The organism is Paenibacillus jilunlii, from assembly GCF_900102965.1.
Taxonomy (GTDB): domain Bacteria; phylum Bacillota; class Bacilli; order Paenibacillales; family Paenibacillaceae; genus Paenibacillus_AQ; species Paenibacillus_AQ jilunlii.
Genome location: NZ_FNGM01000002.1, coordinates 252577 through 270655, shown reverse-complemented (window position 1 = coordinate 270655; position 18079 = coordinate 252577). Strand labels below are relative to the sequence as shown.

At 53.8% G+C, this 18079-nt stretch carries 17 protein-coding genes and 1 pseudogene; 15 read left to right on the top strand and 3 right to left on the bottom strand.

Going from position 1 to position 18079, the window contains the following annotated elements; translation table 11 throughout:
• The first annotated feature begins 32 nt into the window (after nucleotides 1–32).
• The 6 genes from BLQ82_RS06025 (at nucleotide 33) to BLQ82_RS06000 (ending at nucleotide 5697) form a co-directional block, all read left to right on the top strand.
• Nucleotides 33–983 carry an ABC transporter permease gene (locus tag BLQ82_RS06025; protein ID WP_062524899.1) on the top strand — a complete coding sequence of 317 codons (951 nt, stop codon included), beginning with the start codon at nucleotides 33–35 and terminating at the stop codon, nucleotides 981–983.
• 4 nt (nucleotides 984–987) lie between these two features.
• Entirely contained in the window at nucleotides 988–1833 is an 846-nt protein-coding gene (locus tag BLQ82_RS06020; RefSeq protein WP_062524901.1) for an ABC transporter permease, read from the top strand.
• 16 nt (nucleotides 1834–1849) lie between these two features.
• Nucleotides 1850–2866: an ABC transporter ATP-binding protein gene (locus BLQ82_RS06015; RefSeq protein WP_062524903.1), complete on the top strand. Its 1017-nt coding sequence runs from the start codon at nucleotides 1850–1852 to the stop codon at nucleotides 2864–2866.
• Entirely contained in the window at nucleotides 2838–3767 is a 930-nt protein-coding gene (locus BLQ82_RS06010) for an ABC transporter ATP-binding protein (RefSeq protein ID WP_062524905.1), read from the top strand. Before BLQ82_RS06015 ends, BLQ82_RS06010 begins: the two co-directional genes overlap by 29 nt.
• Before the next feature lie 83 nt (nucleotides 3768–3850).
• Nucleotides 3851–4297, top strand: a complete 447-nt coding sequence (locus tag BLQ82_RS06005) for a hypothetical protein (protein WP_062524907.1) — start codon at nucleotides 3851–3853, stop codon at nucleotides 4295–4297.
• A 572-nt stretch (nucleotides 4298–4869) separates the two neighbouring features.
• Entirely contained in the window at nucleotides 4870–5697 is an 828-nt protein-coding gene (locus BLQ82_RS06000) for an MBL fold metallo-hydrolase (RefSeq protein WP_062524909.1), read from the top strand.
• A 224-nt stretch (nucleotides 5698–5921) separates the two neighbouring features.
• Here the strand turns inward: BLQ82_RS06000 and BLQ82_RS05990 are convergent, their stop codons facing one another.
• Nucleotides 5922–6761, bottom strand: coding sequence for an SDR family oxidoreductase (locus BLQ82_RS05990; protein ID WP_062524912.1), 840 nt, complete (start codon nucleotides 6759–6761; stop codon nucleotides 5922–5924).
• Nucleotides 6762–6941: 180 nt separating this feature from the next.
• On the opposite strand from BLQ82_RS05990, the gene BLQ82_RS05985 reads away from it, so the two are divergent.
• Both BLQ82_RS05985 and BLQ82_RS32550 read left to right on the top strand, forming a co-directional pair.
• Entirely contained in the window at nucleotides 6942–7970 is a 1029-nt protein-coding gene (locus tag BLQ82_RS05985; RefSeq protein WP_062524914.1) for an AI-2E family transporter, read from the top strand.
• 135 nt (nucleotides 7971–8105) lie between these two features.
• A pseudogene (locus tag BLQ82_RS32550) lies at nucleotides 8106–8545 on the top strand (hypothetical protein); the annotation flags it as partial.
• Between the two features lie 382 nt (nucleotides 8546–8927).
• Here the strand turns inward: BLQ82_RS32550 and BLQ82_RS31270 are convergent.
• Both BLQ82_RS31270 and BLQ82_RS05975 read right to left on the bottom strand, forming a co-directional pair.
• Nucleotides 8928–9233: a hypothetical protein gene (locus BLQ82_RS31270; protein ID WP_143013352.1), complete on the bottom strand. Its 306-nt coding sequence runs from the start codon at nucleotides 9231–9233 to the stop codon at nucleotides 8928–8930.
• Between the two features lie 23 nt (nucleotides 9234–9256).
• Complete coding sequence (locus BLQ82_RS05975) at nucleotides 9257–9646, bottom strand: SHOCT domain-containing protein (protein ID WP_062524920.1); 390 nt, start codon at nucleotides 9644–9646, stop codon at nucleotides 9257–9259.
• A 374-nt stretch (nucleotides 9647–10020) separates the two neighbouring features.
• On the opposite strand from BLQ82_RS05975, the gene BLQ82_RS05970 reads away from it, so the two are divergent.
• The 7 genes from BLQ82_RS05970 (at nucleotide 10021) to BLQ82_RS05940 (ending at nucleotide 18079) form a co-directional block, all read left to right on the top strand.
• Nucleotides 10021–10716, top strand: a complete 696-nt coding sequence (locus BLQ82_RS05970; protein ID WP_062524921.1) for a response regulator transcription factor — start codon at nucleotides 10021–10023, stop codon at nucleotides 10714–10716.
• Nucleotides 10713–12179 (top strand): sensor histidine kinase, encoded by a 1467-nt coding sequence (locus BLQ82_RS05965; protein ID WP_062524923.1) that lies wholly within the window; start codon nucleotides 10713–10715, stop codon nucleotides 12177–12179. Before BLQ82_RS05970 ends, BLQ82_RS05965 begins: the two co-directional genes overlap by 4 nt.
• Nucleotides 12180–12273: 94 nt before the next feature.
• Nucleotides 12274–13395, top strand: coding sequence for a TolB family protein (locus tag BLQ82_RS05960; protein WP_062524925.1), 1122 nt, complete (start codon nucleotides 12274–12276; stop codon nucleotides 13393–13395).
• A 637-nt stretch (nucleotides 13396–14032) separates the two neighbouring features.
• Nucleotides 14033–14575, top strand: coding sequence for a MarR family winged helix-turn-helix transcriptional regulator (locus BLQ82_RS05955; RefSeq protein ID WP_062524927.1), 543 nt, complete (start codon nucleotides 14033–14035; stop codon nucleotides 14573–14575).
• A 184-nt stretch (nucleotides 14576–14759) separates the two neighbouring features.
• Entirely contained in the window at nucleotides 14760–16214 is a 1455-nt protein-coding gene (locus BLQ82_RS05950; protein WP_062524929.1) for an aryl-sulfate sulfotransferase, read from the top strand.
• A gap of 37 nt (nucleotides 16215–16251) precedes the next feature.
• Nucleotides 16252–17280: an ABC transporter substrate-binding protein gene (locus BLQ82_RS05945; RefSeq protein WP_062524931.1), complete on the top strand. Its 1029-nt coding sequence runs from the start codon at nucleotides 16252–16254 to the stop codon at nucleotides 17278–17280.
• Nucleotides 17281–17302: 22 nt separating this feature from the next.
• On the top strand, nucleotides 17303–18079 hold the full coding sequence (locus tag BLQ82_RS05940) for an ABC transporter ATP-binding protein (protein ID WP_062524933.1): 777 nt from the start codon (nucleotides 17303–17305) through the stop codon (nucleotides 18077–18079).

The following is an 18079-nucleotide window of genomic DNA, read 5'->3' as shown; positions in this document are numbered from 1 at the left end:
TTTTTGCCGATCAAGAGCGGGAGAAGCTGCGTATGAGACAACTCATCGTCCGAAGATTGCTGCAAACACTGCCGATGCTGTTTTTTGTGTCGGTAGTGTGCTTTACCATGATCAAGCTGGCGCCGGGAGATCCGGTGCTGTCTTTTGTTACACCGAATATGCATGCGGATGACATTGAGCGTATCCGTCATAACCTGGGACTGGACAAACCGGCCTATATTCAATATTTTATCTGGCTGAAAGAAATGGCTAAAGGGAACTTCGGGTATTCCCTGGTTAATCACCAGCCTGTGCTCGGGCAAATTCTGGAGCGTCTGCCGGCAACAGCCGGTCTGATGGGCAGCGCAATTGCGCTGGCTGTAATGCTGGCGGTTCCGCTCGGCCTGATTGCCGGTGCGAACCGCAACCGCTGGGCCGACAAGCTGATTAATTTTATTTCCTATGTCGGCATCTCCATTCCTTTATTCTGGCTGGCGATTCTGCTGATATATCTGTTCGCCATCAAGCTGCACCTGCTTCCCAGCATGGGAATGCGCACGATTGGTGTGGAATCCGCAGCGGATGTGCTGAAGCATGGGATTTTGCCCTGCTCGGTGCTGGCTTTTGGGTTCCTCGCCGGGTATGTGCGCTATATCCGTTCCAGTACGATTGGGCAGCTGAAGGAGGAGTATGTGCAGATTCAGTATGCCTTCGGCTCCAAAAAGTCGACGATCCTGTTCCGGCATGTCATGAAGCATGTGCTGCTCCCGGTCATTACGCTGCTCGGGATGTCCATGGGCGATCTGGTGGCGGGCGCTATCGTGACGGAGACGGTTTTTTCCTGGCCGGGCATCGGCTCGCTGGGCATGACGGCGGTCAAGGGAATGGATTACCCGGTGATTATGGGGATTACACTGTTCTCTTCGCTGATGCTGATCTTTGGCAATATGGCGGCGGATATACTCTACAGCTTCGTGGACCCACGAATCAAACTTAAGGGGTGACCTCATGAACCGCAGTAAATGGAAAAATGTAAAAGACGAGCTGTTTGCCAACGGTCTGGGTGTCGCCGCTGTGCTGATTCTGACGGTCTTCACGCTTGGAGCAGTGTTTGCCTTTCTGTCCGGCTATGATCCCAATGCGATGGACGCCATGGCCCGGCTCACGCCGCCCGGTGCCGGCCACTGGTTCGGGACGGACGACTATGGCCGCGATTATCTGGCGCGGGCGCTCTATGGCGGGCGTATCTCCCTCTTGGTCGGCTTCGCTTCAATGATCGTGGCAACCGGCATTGGGGTCACCATTGGTGTAATCAGCGGCTACTTTGGCGGCTGGCTGGATAATCTGCTGATGCGGATGCTGGATGTGGTCCTGTCGATCCCGTCCTTTCTGATTCTTCTGCTGCTCAGCGTCTATTTGAAGCCAAGCGTCGGCAACATTATTATTATTATTGCCCTCTTAATGTGGATGAACGTAGCCCGGGTCGTCCGGGCCGAGACTATGACGATCAAGGAACGCGAATATGTGCTGTACGCCAAAGCTTCAGGCCAAAGTGCCTCCGGCATTATCTGGCGGCATATTCTTCCCGGCCTGGTGCCGGTCATTATCGTAGGCGCGACCAACAATATCGCTTCGGCGATTATGATGGAATCGTCGCTGAGCTTTCTCGGCTTCGGGGTGCAGCCGCCGAATGCGACCTGGGGCAGCATGCTGAACAGCGCCCAGGGCTATATTGCCCAGGCGCCTTATCTCGCGCTGTTTCCGGGTCTTTTGATCCTGCTGACTGTACTGAGTTTTAATGTGCTGGGTGATATTTTGCGTGTCGGCTTTGAACCGAAGCTGACACGGAGATAGGGAGTGTGAAGACATCATGACGAAGCGGCTGCTGTCTGTAGAGAATTTACAGGTTTCGTTCGCGACCCGGGATGGGGAGAACCAGGCCGTCCGGGGGGTCAGCTTTCATATAGATGCCGGTGAAACGGTAGGTATTGTCGGGGAATCCGGCAGCGGCAAAAGCGTCACAGCCAAAGCGGTCATGTCGCTGATTACCCCTCCGGGCCGCATAACGGCCGGGAATATCAGGTTTCGCGGCGGGAGTCTGACCGGACTGTCCGAGAAAGAGTGGCGGAGTCTGCGCGGCAACCGGATTGCGATGGTTTTTCAAGACCCGATGACCTCCCTGAATCCGGTGAAAAAAATCGGCCAGCAATTGACGGAGGTCATCCGCAGGCACCGTGGACTGAATAAAGAAGCGGCGTTTGCCGAAGCGGCCAAACTGCTGCGCCAGGTAGGCATCCAGCAGCCGGAGCAGCGGCTTAAGCAGTATCCGCATGAATTCAGCGGCGGGATGCGGCAGCGGGTAATGATCGCCATGGCGCTGTCCTGCCAGCCGGAGCTGCTCATTGCCGATGAGCCGACAACGGCGCTGGATGCCACGATACAGGCACAGATTCTGGACCTGTTCAAGGAGCTCAAAGAAAATTCCGAAACGGCGATTGCGCTGATTACGCATGATCTCGGAGTGGTGGCGCAGGTCTGCACCCGCGTGATTGTCATGTACGGCGGGCTGATTATGGAGGAAGGCACGGTGGAGGATATCTTCTACCGGCCTCAGCATCCGTATACCCAAGGCCTGCTGCGCTCCATTCCGAAGCGCGGCGGAGGCTCGCGCGAGCGGCTGATTCCGATTGAAGGCACACCGCCCGATCTGCTCGACCCGCCGCCCGGCTGTCCGTTCATGGAGCGCTGCCCCCATGCTTTTGGCCGCTGCAGCGAACGCCCGCCTGTCGTAGAGCACGCTGCAGGCCACCGCTCCATGTGCTGGCTGGCCGAGGGTACGCAGAATCAGGCGGCGGCATATGCCGAGGGGAGGACTTCCGGTGAGTGAGAGCAAAGTATTGGTGGATGTGAATAACCTCCAGAAGCACTTCTCCAAAGGCAAGGATCTGCGCGGACGCGATACTGCTGTAGTAAAAGCAGTCGATGGCGTAAGCTTCCAGATCCGCCAAGGGGAAACCTTCGGGCTGGTGGGCGAATCCGGCAGCGGGAAGTCTACGGTCGGGCGCTGCCTGCTCCGGCTGTACGACTATACTGGCGGAGAAGTGTTCTTCGATGGACAGCCGCTCGGCAAGCTGGGGGAGAAGGGGCTGAAGCCTTTCCGCCGCCGCATTCAATCGATCTTTCAGGACCCGTATTCTTCGCTGAATCCGAGTCTGAATGTGCTGGAGCTGATCAGCGAGCCGATGAAAATCCACGGCATCTACCAGGGGGAAGAGCGCAAGGAAGCGGCGGCGGCGCTTTTGGAACGGGTAGGACTGAAGAGAGAGCATCTGTACCGTTTTCCCCATGAGTTCAGCGGCGGGCAGCGTCAGCGCATCTCCATTGCGCGGGCGTTATCGGTCCGGCCGGAATTTGTCGTCTGCGACGAGCCGATTTCGGCACTGGACGTGTCCGTTCAGGCACAGGTTGTCAATATGCTGGAGGATCTGCAGTCGGAGTTTGGCCTGACCTACCTGTTCATTGCCCATGACCTGTCGATGGTCCGGCATATTTCGGACCGCATCGGCGTCATGTATGCTGGACGACTGGTTGAGGTGGCAGACAGCGATGAATTGTATGACAATCCGCTGCATCCCTACACCAGGGCACTGCTGTCCTCTATACTGGAGACTGACCCGCGCAAGGGCAGCCAGAGAATCAGGCTGGAAGGTTATTCCCGAGCGAGCGGTGCGGATGCCCAGGCAGTGCTGAGGGAAGTAAGCCCCGGCCATTATGTGGCTGTTGACTGAGCATAGCCGCACCCATGCACAACCATAATGGGAGGTTATGAGATGGCAGGGGCCATAGACAAGGTAAAATGGGAGGTTTTGAAATGACAGAGACGCTAGACAAGGTAAAGCTGTCGCAGTGGGATGCGCTGCTGGTAGAATCACTCCGTTCCCTCGGCTGGTCCGATGAGGAACTGCTGCGCAGAGTAGAGGCAGGTGAGCTGCCGGTAGATGAGAGCGAATACCATTTTGATTATGCCCAGCTGACCCATCTTGCAGGGGAGCAGCCGGAAGTGTTCCGGCAGGCGGTAACGCAAGGCTACCAGATCAAATACAATACGATTCGCGGCATCCGCAGCTGGATTTTCGTTGCCCTCGGTAAAGAGGCCGACCTGGAGCTGGAGGAAGGCAAGGAAGCAGCGGAAGTGACATTGACTGAGCCTGAGCATGACAGACTGGAATCCGTGCTCTCTTTCGGCTGGCGGATTACAGGCGGTCCTTCGGGCACAGATGGTACCGGAGTTTACCGGATCGAACCTATCCAGAGATAAATTCAACGTGAAGATTAACTGCCCCGCCGGCTTTGCGCCAGCGGGGCAGTTTTTGTGCAGGGAAGTGTGAATTTTTCCGGATACTATTTTACCGTTGGCGGTTTATCTGTTGTAGTCTTGGGCAATAGGTTTTGCCGTTGGCTGTATATTGACTTTATTGTGGCTGTATGCTGGCTCTGTTATTAACCGTATATTGGTTCTGTTGTTAGCCGTAAGCTGGCTGTGTAAATCTGTGGCCGTCTGAAACGCACGCCGTACAATAGACGTATGATAAGAAACAGAAAAGCGGCAAGAACTGTTAGAAGTAAATAAGAGCTATATGGGAAGATAAAGTCAGAGACCTAAAGAGTGAATAATCAGGTGAAATTAGGCAGAGCTAAATGGAGCTGTGCGCGTATGATTTTTCCACCTATTTCAAGCGATTTCAGCGGATAAGGGTTATTTGAAGCAAATTAGGTTTCCTTTTTCCCACTATTGCTCTTGTCAGGTGGGGATCACCCGAAATAGGTTTCCTTTTTCCACGATAGGTTATCAGTCGGGCGCAGTTTATGATTAGGAGGGGAGAAAATCAAGTGCTGAAGTGGAAGCGCGGTGAAATTACCTTGTTCCAGAGTGAGCTTTACGAGACGAATTCACTGGTTATTGAGAGCGCCGGACATGTGCTGGTCGTTGATCCTTGCTGGTTGCCGCGCGAGGTAGAGGAGATCCGTCAATATGTCAGCGGCATCCTTGGCGGAAAACGTCTGCTGTTGCTGTTCACTCACTCTGACTTTGATCATATTATCGGATATGGGGCCTTTCCGGAGGCTGAGATTATTGCAAGCAGAGGTTTTGCAGACAAAAGCCTGGAAGTGCGGGAAACGATTCTGGAGGAGATCCGCATCTTTGACGATGATTACTACCTGAGAAGGCCTTATGCCATTGCCTATCCCGCTGTGGATCATATCATGGAGCAGGATGGTCAGGAGATGGTATTCGGGGAACTGCGGCTTACGGGTTATATGGCGCCGGGTCATACCAATGACGGTTTGTTTACGGTGGTGGATTCACCCGGAGTGGTCATTGCCGGAGATTATTTGTCGGATGTGGAGTTTCCTTATATTTATGACAGCAGTACCGCCTATGAAGCTACGCTTGACAAGGTGGGGCAGATTATAGCCCGGCATCCTGTCCCGCTGCTCATCCCCGGACATGGGGAGGCAGCGGAGAGTTTGCTTGAGATCGAGTGCCGCAGGGCAGCGGGATTGGGGTACATCCGCAGACTGCGGGCGGCTGTCGCTGCCGGCGATCAGTCTGCGGCGGATCAGCTCATTACAGGCTGTGCCTTTCCCCGCAATATGCGCAAATTCCACCGCAGCAACCAGGAACTGATGGAGCAGGAGCTCTATGGGACCGGATGAAACTGCCGGTCTTGCCGAAGACATCTCTGCAGTGGATCAGGGCACTATTACCGGGGATCGTTGTGGTGACTTCCTCATAAAGTCTGTGCCCATGGCCCAGCCCGAACAGTATGTGCGGCCCCGGGCTAGCGTTAGACGCAGCCCCGGTACCGGGCTTCCTGTCGTGCTTCGTCTGCCACCGCTACCGGCATTCATGGCCTGATTCCCCTGCGTTGGAAGCGCCCTTACATATTCAACTGGATTTTGCGGGTGCTAAGTACCCCCTCCAGACCGGTAGGGTCTGTGCTTACTTTGCGGGAGACGAAGTTCTCCGCATGTTCCGAAGTGCGGATGCGGAGCGGCTTGGGCTCCATATGCACCAGGTTCCACATGACTTCGGCTACAGAATCTGCCGACTGAGGCTCCACATTACGCTCGAGGAATGCCTGGGTATATGCCTCAATTACCGGTTTGTATTCGTCATCGAGCACCCCTCCGGTTTCGGATACATGCCCAAGCACGGTGTTGTTGAATTCCGTCGCGATCGCGCCTGGCTCAAGCAGGGAGATGTCAATATTGAACTGTGGCTTGTAATAGGTAGCCATACTCTCAAGGAGGCCTTCCAGTGCGAACTTGCTCGCACAGTAGATCTCATTCATGGGCTGGCCCACCAGTCCGCCTACGCTGGAGGTGGCTACGATATGCCCGTAGCCGGTCTTGCGCAGCAGCGGAAGCCCCGCCCGGATCGTATGCATGACTCCATAGACGTTGGTGTCGAACACGCGGTGAATATCCTCTACCGGTGCTTGACCGAGCGCTCTGAGGTAGCCGAATCCGGCGTTGCAGAACAGCACATCGAGCGTGCCCTGCTCCTGCTCAATCTGATCGATGACCCGCTGAATGCTCTCAGGTTTCGTGACTTCCAGCTCTACGAATTTTAGATGCTCCACTTCGCGGTAGCGCTCCTGATCACGCTCCAGGTTGCGGGTTCCGGCATAGACGGTCCAGCCTTCCTTGGCGAATTTCAGGGCCGAGGACAGGCCGATGCCGGATGAAGCGCCGGTGATACAGATAATTTTACCCATACTGGATGCCTCCATTTTTTTCACACATTATAGCATACAAAGGCCAGGCATTCAGTAAGTCGACATAAAGTTTGTATTTTCGCAGATTTGACAGGGCATTCAGTTGCTATAAGTGATTTCGGTACTGTAGACTGTATATAAAGTCCTAATCGCAAGCGAATAGAGAGGAACAGAGGAATAATGGATGTGTTTAAGCGTTATTATGCCAATTTAACAGTCCGGCGCTTTTTGATTCTGGCGCTGATTGCACTGCTGCTGTACAGTATCCGTGATATGCTCAATCTGGTGCTGCTGACGTTTCTGATTGCTTATGTGATGAACAGCTTTCAGGTGCTGCTGTCCAAGCGGATCAGCAAATACGTCAAGGTGAACAGCAAGGTTATTATTGTTGTTTTATACCTTGCTCTAATTACGATGATCGTGCTGGCGCTCGTCAAATATCTGCCCAAAGTATATACGCAGATTAAGCAGTTAACTGATTTTCTGACCACCCTGACCCCTGACGATCTCCCGCAGAACGAAATTACTCAATACATATTCAATCAGCTGAAGGATTTGAACTATGAGTCCTATGTGACCCATGGCATTGGGTATGTGCTCAAAATCAGCAACTGGGGGACCACCTTCGTTTTAGCAACCATTCTGAGCTTTGTCTTCATTTTGGAGAAAAACCGTATTGTGAGCTTCACGTCCCGTCTGAGAGACAGCAAGATTTCCTGGTTCTATGTGGAACTGGAGTACTTCGGCAAGAAATTCATCTCTTCTTTCGGCAAGGTTATTGAAGCACAGATTCTCATTGCCTTGTTCAACACCATGTTTACTGTAATTGGCTTATGGATACTTGGCTTGTTTTTTGAGCCGTTCCCGTATCTGTTCGCGCTGTCAATTATGATCTTCTTGCTCAGCCTGATTCCGGTAGTAGGATTTGTGATCTCACTGATTCCTCTATGTATTATCGCGTACAATATCGGCGGACTGGCGATGACGCTCTATGTGCTGGGACTGATTGCCGTGCTGCATTTCATGGAAGGCTACTTCCTGAATCCGAAGCTGATGTCCTCCAAAATGAACCTGCCCATGTTCTACACCTTTATCGTGCTGCTGTTCTCCGAGCATTATATCGGCGTATGGGGGTTGATCCTCGGTATTCCCATTTTCGTCTTTTTCCTTGATATCCTGGATATTACCCGGGAGAAGCCGGAAGTGTAGGCCGTACCAAGACATAGCAAATTTAGTACACTATTAAAAGGGGCATTCCGACTGATTCTGGTTTGAATGCCGCTTTTTTTAGTTCGTTGGGATAAAAGAATAACCGTGGCAGTAAAAAGAGAATGGGAGGATTCAATGATCAGATATCCGTCTTTACAAGCAGGAGCTGTGATGGGGACAACATGCCCTTCATCCGGGGTGCCAACGGAAACGCATGAATTGCTTAAGCTTGCGGTTAGCCGCATGGAGTTCATGGGTTTGCCACCGCACATGGGACGAATCTGATTGATCTCAGAGGGGAGCTTACGGATGAGGCCACAGCGATGTGGTCAGAAGTGCTCGCTTTGCAGGTGGGCGAATCCATTCTTCAGCATTCATCTTCGTTGTATCAAAAGGAATGGAACTTTGCGGAACCCTCGCCTTGTGTATTTCATTTGACGGAGCCGACCCGCTGGAGATCCGTATCCGGGGCGAATGTGCATATGCAGGGCCGCCTGCTTGGCGGATGCATCGATGTGATCAGACACTTGATTGGGACACCGTTCGGGGATGTGCGGCATTTTCAGCAAAATTACGGCGCGTACGCCGAGGCAGAGCTGAGAGCCGCTGAGGGCAGCGACTCAGTGAAACAGACGTTCAAGACGTAGCCTGCTGGAAAAGGATGGCGCTGTCGCAAGGGATAAAGTATCTCTGATTCCGGAGAACCGGGCTACTGGGCCAAATGAGAAGGTAAGCCAAGTGGAAAAAGGGAACTTAAATTCCTCAGAAATCAACAATCGCGAGGGTTAGGTGGAAAAAAGGGAACTTAATTCAGCAATATTCCCTTATCCGGAGCGAAACGGACTGGATTAGTGTCCCTTTTTCCACTTAGCCTGCCGGGTTGCTTGCTGCTTAAGCAAATTAGTGATACTTTTTCCACCTAAGCAGCAAACGAAGGGCGAAGAAGACACACCCTCCTTACACAAACTTCTTGACACTGCCTGCCGCAAGCGGCAGGGTGTGAAACAACGGCAGAAATGCCGTTGCTGGAGCCGCCGCAGGCGGCAGGGCATGAAACAACGGCAGAAATGCCGTTGCTGGAGCCGCCGCAAGCGGCAGGGCATGAAACAACGGCAGAAATGCCGTTATTTCACGGCCCTCCTCCAGGCCCTGCCTCCCATGGGCCGCCCGCCGCTGGCAGCAAACAGGCTGTCCCCTAAGCAGATTTTCTGCGAGAGGACAGCCTGTTTTTCCAGACCCTATAGAGACAGAATAGCTCGTCATGTGTAGAGTGTATGTACCCTCTGTCAGCCGAAAGAGGTCATTACACTTTGGGTTACGATCTCCTTCAATTCGGCTTTTTGCGCGGCATATTGCTGGCGGGTGATGCTGCCGCTCGCGAGGCGCTGATCCAACTGCTCTGTGAGCTGGCTCACCTGCAAATCAATGACGCTTACAATATTCCCGCCGCTCTCTTCAGCGATATCCATTAGAGACTTGCCGTCATACAGCGCGTCATACAGCTCCTCATCGGAGGACTGATTCAGCGCCTTTAATAAATCATCTTTATCGGCTACACTGGTGGCAGACCATTTGGCGACCGGGCTCGCATTTAGGGCGGGCTTGCCCCAGGCGGTTCCTCCAAAGGAGATGGCCACAATCATGGTCCCGACAATCATCACTCGTTTAATATTCATCATTCATCCTCTTTTCAGATTTTATTATATCGGTCAGGGTCATTAGTTACGGCAGTTAGGAGTTTTAGGCTTAAATTCATTCTAACCGGCAAAGCTGAGGTTAAGCTTAACTCTTCTTTAAGATAACCTAAAGAATGAATCCCTCCCCCGGTACTACGTCTCTAATCACGAAGAGGGCTCAACTATTTCTAGCCGACAGGAACTTTTCAGCGCTAGGCACGTCTGGAAGTGTGCGGCTTTCCTGTATGATTTTTTATCAAGAACAAGCAAGGTAGAAGGCTCCCGGTAACATAGATCAGCCTGGGGAGCATGAGTTCACCGGTGATTCTCTGGGCCATGAATTAATAACCGCAAGCGGAAGAGGTGAACCTCCAATGACCAAAAAAGTGCTGGTAGTTGATGACGAGCCGGGGATTGTAAATGCGATTGCCTATGCGCTGAGGCGTGAAGGCTATGTGGTGGATACCGCCGGGGACGGCGAGGAGGCGCTTGCCAAAGCGCAGATTTTTCATCCGAACGTGATGGTGCTGGATGTGATGATGCCGAAGCTGAATGGCTATGATGTGTGCCGCAAGCTGGAGGACCGCGATGACATCGGAATTATACTGCTTACCGTCAAAAATGATATCGTTGATAAAATCGTCGGCCTGGAGCTGGGCGCAGACGATTATATGACCAAGCCGTTCGAGATCCGCGAGCTGCTGGCCCGGGTGAAGGCGCTGATGCGCAGGCTGGACAAGAATATGGCCGAGGTCAAAAGCGAGCTGATCGAATATGGTGCGCTGCGGATTTACGCGGACCGGCGGTCCGTTCAGCTTGGGGAGCAGCAGCTGGAGCTGACACCGAAGGAGTTCGATCTGCTGCTCCTGCTGCTCTCCCATCCGCAGCGCGTCTATATGCGCGAAGAGCTTCTGGAGCAGGTCTGGGAGATGGACTATGCGGGCGGTACGCGCACCGTGGACATCCACATCCAGCGGCTGCGCAAAAAGCTGGGCGAGCCCTACCAGAATATTCTCCAGACCGTCTATGGAGTCGGTTATAAGGCCGTTCCGGCAGGGAGCTTCGCATGAGGATCAGCATCAAGCTGAAATTTAGCCTGTTCCTGGCGGTGCTGCTGATTTTGTCGATCAGCATCCTGAGCTATTTTGTGCTGCGCGGAGTCGGGCGGAATCAGCAGGCGCAGACTGAGAACCTACTTGCCCAGCATGTCAAAACGGTAAATCTGCGGGTTAAGCAGACGTATTATACCGGCACCCGCCTTACGCCGCAGGCCTTCATGCAGCAGCGGGGAAAAGCGCTGGCCGCAGAGCTGGCCGGATTCACCGGACTGCAGGTGACGCTGTACGACACCAAGGGACAGCAGGTAGGGACATCGCTGCAGAGGGAAGGGCCGGCGGCGGGGCGGAAGCCTGCTGACGCGCTGGCCTATGCGCTGCAGAACAAAATCGCCTACCAGAGCTCAGGCGATACCCTGCTCTATCTGGCGCCGCTGCAAGGGCCGGAGCACCAGATGGGGGTAGTGCAGCTGGAGTATCCGCTGCAGGATGCCCAGAGCTTCCAGCGGACGCTGCTGAATCTCTTCCTGACCACAGGCGCCGCTGTCCTGGTCCTGAGCTTTATTGGCGGCTACCTGTATTTCAACAAGGCCGCCGCAGCGATCGGGCGGCTGAAGAAGGCGGCGGAATCGATCCGCCGCGCCGAGTATATCTCTGCCCCGCCAGTGAAGCGGAAGGATGAGCTGGGGGAGCTGGCCGACGGCATCTACTTTATGAGCCGGGAGATTGACAGCAGCATTGCCGCGAAGGATGAGGAGCAGCGCAAGCTGCAGCTCGCCGTGCAGAAGCTGCAGGCGCTGGAGCAGCAGCAGAAGCAGTACATCGGGAATATCAGCCATGAATTTAAGACGCCGCTGACTTCGATCAAGGCTTATGTCGACCTTCTAAATATGTACGATGATGACCCCAAGCTGTTGTCGGACGCTAAACTCAGCATTGCCAAGGAGACCCAGCGGCTCTATGAAATGGTGGAGAAGGTGCTGCAGCTGACGGCGCTGGAGAAATATGATTTTGAGTCCCAGGCTGAGCTGCTGGAGGTAGCGGACGTACTGCAGGATATCTGCAGCCGTATGAAGGGCAAGGCGGAGCGGTACGGTCTGACGATTACACTGGATGCCGAGCCTGCGCAGATCTGGGCCGATAAGGAAAGCTTCATGCATATCTTCATCAACCTGCTGGATAATGCGATCAAATATAATGTCCCGCAAGGGACGGTGCTTCTTCACAGCGGGGTCAGGGATCACCGGGTCTGGATCACAGTCAGAGATTCCGGCATTGGCATTCCGGCGGAATCCAGGGACAAGATCTTCGAGCCCTTCTACACAGTCAACCGCGACCGTTCCAGACAATCGGGCGGTACGGGGCTGGGGCTGTCCCTCGTCCGCAATCTGGTGGAGAAGCAGAACGGAACCATTGAACTGCTGGAGCCGGACGGTGAGGGGACGGCGTTTCAGCTGTCTTTTCCCGTAATGTCCTGAAGTGGTTAAGTTTACAACTTGGAAACATCCGGTGAGCACTTTGGAAATAAGCATCCGGTATGCTGGGGGCAACACAACCTGGGAGGAACCATCTATGAATTTGAAAAAAAGGGTCAGGCTTAGAAAAGCAGGCGTGATTCTGCTGTGCAGTGCTGTCCTGCTGTCCGTGGCTGCTTGCAGTCCGGAGAATTCCGAATCACGCCAGACGGTCGAGAAATCCGGCCAGAAAATCACGGTCATAGACAACACCGGCGAATCGGTCTACACGAAGCTGAAGCTGGAGGGCATCGACAAGATTGAAGGCGTTCGCGGGACGGATTTTGCCGGTGAGGATACGATCGTGGTGGATAAAGAAAACCGCAATCTCTCCCCGCAGACAGTGGAAGGGCAGGAGCGTTATCCGCATAATCTATACCTCCGTACGCTCTCTTCGGGCACCGAAACGCCGCTGCAGGAGGGTGAGAAAAATTACGGCGCGGCACAGCTGTCTCCGGACAAGAAGCAGCTCTTTTACAAAGAGCTCTATGACGCTACCGGCCTCGGCTTTATTATGAATCTGGCCACGGGAGCATCCGTGAAGGCAGGCGATGCGGAGTTCAGAAGCGAGGAAGGGAGCTGGGCGGACAATGAGCATGTGATTTACCCGGATATGGAAGGGACTATCATAAAAGCGGACGTGAACGGGAAACAGGAAACGGTGGTGAAGACCGGGGTCCCTTATGTCCATGAGGTGGTTCAGACCGGCAGCCGGATTCTGTATGTCACAGGGGAGGACGGCCAGCTGAGTGCTTATAACACGGAGACCAAGCAGACCAAGGTGCTAAAAAAGAGTGTGCTGTGGGTTATTCCGTCACCGGATGGCAGCAGGCTGGCGATTGTCGAACGGGTGAAGCCCGGAGAAATGGTGCTGCTGCTCTGCGACAGCGAAGGCAGTGAACAGTCCCGGCTGGCTGCGGGCCAGCAGATCTTCGGGACCAGCTGGTCGCCGGACGGCAGCAAGCTGGCTTATGCAACGACTGCCGCAAGTGCTGCCGAGGACCAGGACGGCCTGTTCATCACTGAAGTGGAGACCGGGGAGCAGACGCCTGTGCTGAATGACATTGAGGTGGCTGACCAGCTCCGCTGGAGTCCCTCGGGCAAGAAGCTGCTGGCCTCCGTTTCAGTCCTGAAGGATAATGTGTATCAGTTTATTACGTATGTTGTAAGGCTGTCTTGATGTGTCAAAGTCACCGGATCTTATATGTTCAAGTTGATTGAAGTGAGAGATGGCGATAATGTGATATACAGGCACCTATTCATACCGATTGACACCGTAATTACCTCAAAAAGAAATAGGCCGCCCTCTGTACAGGATAGCGACCTATTTCTGTGGGTAATGCCTGTTTAAAGCCGCCGCCCTTAAAAGCGGCTATTGCACCGGAGAGTCGTGTTAGCGCACGGCTCTCTTTGCAGTGTACGTCTTTTGTATCTTTACTATACCACAAGTGGATTTAATAAATATATATATATACAATTCAAAATACATTCATTTCTCCTACTCGAATATACCAGTTTCCGGTTGGATCAACTTCACGGAGCGTTTAGGTATAAATGCCCGAGTTTTGAAGTATTAACTTAGAATTATTCCTGGTGGTTTCCCTTTTTCAAAAAAATCCTCACTTGACAGGTATGAATAAAGGGGTATATGATAGCAGCAATCCTTCACTGCTAATTAAATGAACAGTGAAATAAAACCTTTGAAAATAATAACCGAGCTGATTGGACCGCCAAAGGCTCCCGAGTATCTTCCCGCATCAGGGAATATTTCGGGGGCCTTTTATAGTTGGTCTATGAGTGGAAAGCAGGGGAAGAGCATGGATGATAAGCAGTGGCAGCGGCTACAGGAGGCCGACTACCTGTTCCGCAAAATGGTGCGCAGATTTGTGAAGGAACGCGACCGCGTGAGCGTGGAAGGGATTGCTTTGCCGGGCATGCTGATTCTGCAAAAGATCATCCGTGACGGCGAGCAGCGGCTCGGCGATCTTGCGGAGCAGCTGGATTTCACATCGGGTGCGATCACGGCGCTGAGCGACAAGCTGGAGGCAGGCGGTTATACGGTGCGCAGACGCAAGGAGGATGACCGGCGGACGGTGCTGATGGGCATTACGGAGAAAGGGCGGGAGATGGTGGGGCGAAACGGCAGCATTGGGGAACGATGTATTACGCTTCTGTTCGAGGGGTTCACGGAAGAAGAGCTTGAGCAGCAGAGCCGTTTCTATGAACGGATCATCAGCAATCTGGAGGGATTCTCGGAGACCCTGCTTAAGCTGGCACAGCAGAATGCGGAGATTCCTGTCCCGCAGGCCCCTGAACAGAAGCCGCGGACAGCCGCGAAGAAAAATTATCTCAGCTACTGAAAACGGGAGCATCGGCTTAGAAAACTTAAGCCAATGCCTTGCCTTCAGAGCAAGTTTTGCACGAAGCGAAATTAAGGATTCGTGTGCTGACAAAACTTAAGTGTATGCTTCTGAAGCGGGTTTTGTACGAAGCAGTTCAAGGGTGTATACACTATGCACTACAAAACTTTAAGGAGAGATGATCATGGGACATTCAACGGTATATCCGACAGGAGCGACAGTATATAATCCTGCCAAGGCATGGAGTGGCTACACAGTTTTCCAGGCGGGGGACGAAGGGGTTGTGCTGATCGATATGAGCGGTAAGGAGGTGCATTTGTGGCAGGGGCTGATCGGCTTTCCGGCCAAAATCCTCCCCGGAGGCTACGTGCTGGGCAGTACGGGCAGAAGAGATCCGAAATTCGGCATTCAGGATAATGTCGATCTGGTTCAGGTCGATTGGGACGGTAATGTGGTCTGGAAATACAACAGCTATGAGCATATCGCGGACCCGGGGTATGAGCCGCTGTGGTACGCCCGCCAGCATCATGACTACCAGCGGGAAGGGAATCCGGTCGGATACTATGCTCCTGGCCTTGAACCTTCAGCTAACAGCGGTAAAACGCTGATACTGGCTCATAAGAATCTGCACAACCACCAGATTTCCGACAAGCAGCTGCTGGATGACACAATCATCGAAGTGGACTGGGAAGGCAAAATTGTCTGGGAATGGGCGGCCAGTGACCATTTTGATGAGCTGGGATTTGATGAGGCCGCGCGCAATGTCCTGTTCCGTGATCCCAACACCCGCTCCTTCGGTGATCTGGGCGGCGGCGTAGGCGACTGGCTGCATATCAACTCGGCTTCGTATGTGGGGCCGAACAAATTTTATGATCAGGGAGATGAACGTTTCCATCCGGACAACATTATTTGGGATGCACGTGAGGCGAACATTATAGCCATTACCGACAAGCGTACCGGGGCTATCGTCTGGCGGCTGGGACCGGACTATTCATTGCCGGAAGTAAAGCATATCGACTGGATTATCGGCCAGCATCATGCCCACATCATTCCGAAGGGACTGCCGGGGGAAGGCAATCTGCTGGTGTTCGACAACGGCGGCTGGGGCGGCTATGGCCTGCCTAATCCCTCTTCGCCTTTTGGACAAAAAAATGCGCTGCGCGACCACTCGCGGGTATTGGAGATCAATCCGGTGACACTGGAGATCGAGTGGCAGTATACCTCGGCAGAAGCGGGGTTCTCTGTTCCGACTGATTCCTATAAGTTCTACAGTCCGTATATCAGCTCGGCCCAGCGGCTTCCGAACGGCAACACGCTGATTACCGAGGGCTCAAACGGCCGCCTGTTCGAGGTGACAGCAGAGCATGAGCTGGTCTGGGAGTATATTTCCCCTTACACTGACCGCAGAAATACGAACATGGTTTACCGTTCCTACCGCGTACCGTACACCTGGGTGCCGCAGCTGGCGAAGCCGCAGGAAAATGCCATTGAGCTGATCGATGTATCCACCTTCAGAGTGCCGGGCGCTGCGCCGAAGGGGTCGGATTCTGTAGTAAGTGTAGCGACAACCCTGCCTTTTATGGAAGGGGCCGCTTGTGTGGCTACTGCCGATGAGGGCGGCGGCCGGAGAACCAGTTAGAGCAATTAGGAAATCCATAACGAAGAGGTGCATAGTATTGAAAAAGTCATGGTACGGCTCAGCCATTCTGCTCTTATCCATATCTCTGGTTCTGGTTCTCTCGGGCTGCGGCTCCAAAGGGGACGCAGCGGCTTCCTCTGGGGCGGACAGCAGCAAGCCAAAGACTCTGAAGATCAAAATTGCCGACATCAATACCAATCCGACCTTCCGGGTCGCGCTGGATCAAGGCATTTTCGCCAAGCACGGCATCGATGCGGAAATTGTCAACTTCGGTACTCCGGCAGAGGGCGTGAATGCGCTCTTCATCAAGCAGGTCGATGTTGCCTTTGGCGCGGACTTTCCGGTGCTGAACGCCGTAGCCAAAGGCGATTATTCCATTATTGCTTCCGCTGGCCAGGCCACAGATCAGGCAGCAGCCGTGTGGAAGCTGTATGTGAAGGATGAGATCCAATCGGCGGCTGATTTGAAAGGCAAGAACTTAAGTTTCATGCGGGGCACTTTTCTGCCGTACCTGTGGGATGAATACCTCAAGGCAGAGGGCATCGCGCTGAGCGATGTCACCTTGACGGGACAGGGGGCTTTCGACGAAGCCTTCATTGCACTCAAACAGGGCGATGTGGATGCCGCCTGGTTCAGCGGCTCGGCGCTGACCGATAAGCTGGCTGCGCTGGAAGGTGTGCATGAACTGACCGACATGTCCAAGACCCCGGTTCGGCTGGGGATGGGGATAGTGGCCGGGAATGCATTCGTGCAAGCCAACCCCGATGGGATCGGGCAATTCCTCGCAGCGGTGGACGAAGCTTCGGTCTATGCCCAGGAGCATCCCGGAGAAGTGGCCGACCTGATGTTCAAAGAATTGAAGCAGCCCAAGGAAGCCACGCTGAAGGACCTGCCGGTCAACCCCTGGAAGGTCGGATTCACGCAGGCTGCGTATGACAGCCTCGCCGGACAGAAGAAGTACATGGTCGATACAGGTATTATCGAACAGGATTTTGACCTCGACAGCAAGCTGAAGCTGGAGCCGCTCAGGAAAGCGCTGACGGATAAAGTGACGTACACGAAATAACCCAAACTTCAGGAGGTGCCCCATGTCTTTACCTGCCAAGCAGAATGCCATTCATATCGAGCAGCTCCGCAAAAGCTACAGCGAGCCTGCGGCCGGGGATGTTCATTACATTATCAAGGATGTAAATCTGGTGATCAGAGGCGGCGAGTTCTTCGTGCTGCTCGGCCCGAGCGGCTGCGGGAAATCGACATTGCTGAATATGATCGCCGGGTTTGTCTCCAAATCCGGCGGCAACCTGAGGGTCGACAACGTGGAGGTGGATAAGCCCGGCAGGGACCGGGCGGTTGTTTTTCAGCAGGCGGACTCTTCCCTGTTCCCCTGGCTTACCGTGCGTGAGAATGTGGAATTCGGACTGCGGATGAAGAAGACGCCAAGAGCGGAGCGCCGGGCCATCTCGGACCGCTATATCGGGCTGGTCGGGCTGAACGGGCATGAGGACAAGTTCCCGAAGGAGCTGTCCGGCGGCATGAAGCAGCGGGTGCAGCTGGCCCGGGTACTGGCGAATGATCCGGCTATTTTGCTGATGGATGAGCCTTTCGGCGCACTTGATGCGATGACCCGGCGGACGATGCAGAAGGAACTGGTCCATATTTGGCGCGAGACGCATAAGACCGTTATTTTTGTGACTCATGATATTCAGGAAGCGCTGCTGCTGGGCGGGCGCATTGGCATCATGTCCGTTGGCCCATCCTCCAATATCACCGATATCTACGACAATGCGCTGCCCTTCCCGCGGGATGTGGCTTCACCGGAATTTTATGCGTTGTACAACCAAATTCAGAGTCATTTTGAAGAATAG